The following is a 3,035-nucleotide window of genomic DNA, read 5'->3' as shown; positions in this document are numbered from 1 at the left end:
TTCACGTTCAGCTCTAACGTCCACGCCATGGCTCACACCTCCGTGACCGGGAACCCGATGCTGTTCAGATATGCCCCACTCTTACCCTGTGCAGCGGTCACATACTGGACATTATCCCCATTGTAATAGGTGATGCCGGTGCCGATCAGACTCGACACTATGCAGGATGTGGCGGTGGCTTTCACCGGATACAGCCCGATGGTATACTCGGATGTGTTGGTGAACTCTACCGCGATAAAGCTGTTTTTCATAGGCTTGTTCCCGTCCGTGATGTAGACCAGTCCGCTATTGCCGGTGCCGCTCAGAGTGATGCTGCCCCGCATCAGGCAATCCTCCAGACCGGAGTAGCTGAACAGATTTCCGCGTCTGCCGCCCTCAACGGTTAACGGCATATCCAGCATGAAATTACAGTCGGTGAAATCGCACCGGGTGGCGATGCCGTAGGGGATGCCGCTGCCCTGTGCCTGCATGGCAAAGGTACAGGATTTGCAGGCCATGCTATGGGTACTGCTGCCTGCCGCCAGCAGGTATGCCTCTGCTGCGAAATATTTCACCCCGGTGAAGCTGCATCCGGTCAGCGTGGTGTTCGACATGCTCAGCAGGGATTTTGCCCCGTTGCTGCACACCAGATTGTCAAAATGCAGGTCGCTGACCTGGGTGACGGCAGTGGTGGTGGATACCAGGAAATGATCCGATGGGGAGGAGAAATACAGATTCCGGATCCGCCAGCCGTTCCCTGCCAGGCTGGCGCAGTTGATATCCAGCCGCTGTGTTACCGGGTTGGTTGCGGAGCCGTTCAGATCCAGGATCTTCGTGGATGCATCCGGATCCATCTCCACATACGCCCCGGCTGTGCCTGCCGCTGTGCGCAGGTCTGCCAGGGTGCTTACGATATAGGGGTCTGCTTGTGTGCCGGTGCCAATCATGCTTCCACCTCCTCTACAATGAGATACAGGGTGTCAGCACCCGGGGTCAGGGCGTTGTATTCCGCCTGGGTCACCGGTTGGATCCGCCCCTCCAGGGTTGTGAGCCTGTTTTCAAAGCCCGTCAGCTTCAGAGCCGCCGCCCGTGCGTCCAGCTCTGCCAGTGCCTGTTCCAGCTTTGCCGCCAGCTGATTCAGCGTCTGCGCCGTCAACGTCACCGTGGCAGGATCCGTTACGGCGCTGACCGCCGGCAGGATCTCAATGTCCGTCAGCTGATACTCCAGCACCAGCGTGCCATCCTCCTGCCAGGTGTCCGAATCGGTTTCGCTGCCGGATGCTTCTGCCGCATCCGCTGTGGTGAACGCCCGCAGGGACAGTTTCAGCACCCCCGGGGTTACGGTAAATGCTCCGGTCACCTCCCACTGTACCGTGACCGTATCCTCCGATACCGCCTTTTCCAGAACCTGTTGGGCTTGCTTTCCCTCTGCATTCTCCCCGGTCAGGGCAAAGGTGCAGCCGGACAAGTCCCATCCCGCATAGTATCGGGGCAGGGCGAATGCCACCTTGTCTGCGTGCCGCTCCCCCTGGGAAAACAGGTGGGCGATGGCACCGCAGTCAATGCGCTTGCCGTTTGCTTTGAGCGTCATTCTATGACTTCCTTTCGCTGTAAAGTATGCGTTTGCCGCATCTGCAAACAGCGCTTTTTTTCGGAAAGTTGCACGCTTTCGTGCAACTATGCAGAAAAATACCCGGAGGTTTTCCGCCTCCGGGTCATTTCCTTATTCGGTGATTCTGCGGCATTCCATATAGAACCGCTTGTCCGCCGCATGCCCCATGGAGAAGGTTTTTCTGGGCAGTGCCCCGTCTCCGATGACTGTGGGGAACAGCTCCTCCTTGCCCATGTCCGGCAGCAAAAAGCCAATGGCATCCGGCGCTGCAGCCAGCCGCTGTACCACGTCCGCCCCGTGGATATAGTCGATCTTTGCCCCGGGGTGGGCTGCCAGATAGCCGTCCAGGAATTGCTGCAAGCTGCCCACCGTCAGCTTGGAAGTGGGCGCATGCACCGCAGACACACCCTGCTTCCCCCCCTGGATCCAGGTAAAGCACTGGCAGTCTGCCTGCGTCCCCTCTGTCAACTGCAACGCCTGCTGCATCTGTCCCATCAGATCCGCCGGATCCACGCCGGTAACGATCCGGTGAATGGCTTCAAACTGCAATGCGTCACTGTGCAGATTCACAAGCTCTACCAGGGCATACCGTGCCGGATGGCTGGACAGATCCTCTCCCGGATGCTCCGCCTTCAACTGCTCGTAGCATGCCTTTGCAGTGGCAAGGGAGTGGTTCCCGTCCCCCATGGCGTACTGGAGCACCGGAGTGCCGGGAGCAAGGTCATATTTTTCTGCAAAAGCCGCCGGATCCGCCAGAGCGTCCAGAGCATCCAGTACCTGCTGCTGCATGTCCGCCGGGATCAGATAACCTGTGAGATGTCCGCCTCCCTGCATCAGGTCAAAATCGTACAGCTTCTGCATACTGTCCTTCCGTGCCGCCAGAGGCTCAATGACGGTTCTGCGGATATCGTCGATGAGGATCATAATATGGGGCAGCTCCAGGGGCGCACCCTGCCGTACCTTTTTCCGGGGCGGGATCCGCTCCAGCACGGTGGCTTCCGTTGCCCGCACCGGGGAGGTGCTGCCCTTGGCGTAGTCGTACTGCTCCAGATCCAGCTTGCCGATCAGCCCCTGCCGGCATTTGCCGTCGCTCTGGATCCGCTCCACATAGATCAGCGCATCCGGGTAGCAGTCCAGACAGCCTGCCTTCAGATCCGCCTGCATGGCAGCCTGGATCTTTTCGATCCGATGCTCCACATCCGGCTGCTCCAGGTACAGCTCCGGCAGGATTAGCTGCAGGGTGGAGGGACTGTCTCCCACCTGCTGCGCCACAGCGTTCCAGTAATCCGGCTCGCTGGTGTACTGGTCGCATGCCACCACTGCCCACTTGGTTTTGTCAATGTCCTTGCCCGGCAGGAGAATGTCCGCCGGTGAAAATGCTGCTTGCATGATATGCCCTCCCGTTGTTTGATGTTGTGGCAACACCGCGCAAAGCACGCTTGGC

Annotated in this window: 3 protein-coding genes; all 3 read right to left on the bottom strand. The window is 59.0% G+C overall.

Going from position 1 to position 3,035, the window contains the following annotated elements; genetic code table 11:
* Positions 1-32: 32 nt before the first annotated feature.
* Positions 33-926, bottom strand: coding sequence for a hypothetical protein (locus RUM_RS11060; RefSeq protein ID WP_015559180.1), 894 nt, complete (start codon positions 924-926; stop codon positions 33-35).
* Positions 923-1,570 carry a phage upper tail fiber protein gene (locus RUM_RS11055; RefSeq protein WP_015559179.1) on the bottom strand — a complete coding sequence of 216 codons (648 nt, stop codon included), beginning with the start codon at positions 1,568-1,570 and terminating at the stop codon, positions 923-925. The genes RUM_RS11060 and RUM_RS11055 overlap by 4 nt, the downstream gene beginning before the upstream one ends.
* Positions 1,571-1,702: 132 nt before the next feature.
* Positions 1,703-2,980: a DUF1015 domain-containing protein gene (locus tag RUM_RS11050; protein WP_015559178.1), complete on the bottom strand. Its 1,278-nt coding sequence runs from the start codon at positions 2,978-2,980 to the stop codon at positions 1,703-1,705.
* Positions 2,981-3,035: the final 55 nt, after the last annotated feature.

It is taken from the genome of Ruminococcus champanellensis 18P13 = JCM 17042 (genome assembly GCF_000210095.1).
Lineage (GTDB): Bacteria > Bacillota > Clostridia > Oscillospirales > Ruminococcaceae > Ruminococcus_F > Ruminococcus_F champanellensis.
Note: the sequence above shows the minus strand (reverse complement) of the source record. Positions and strands in the feature narration are given on the sequence as shown.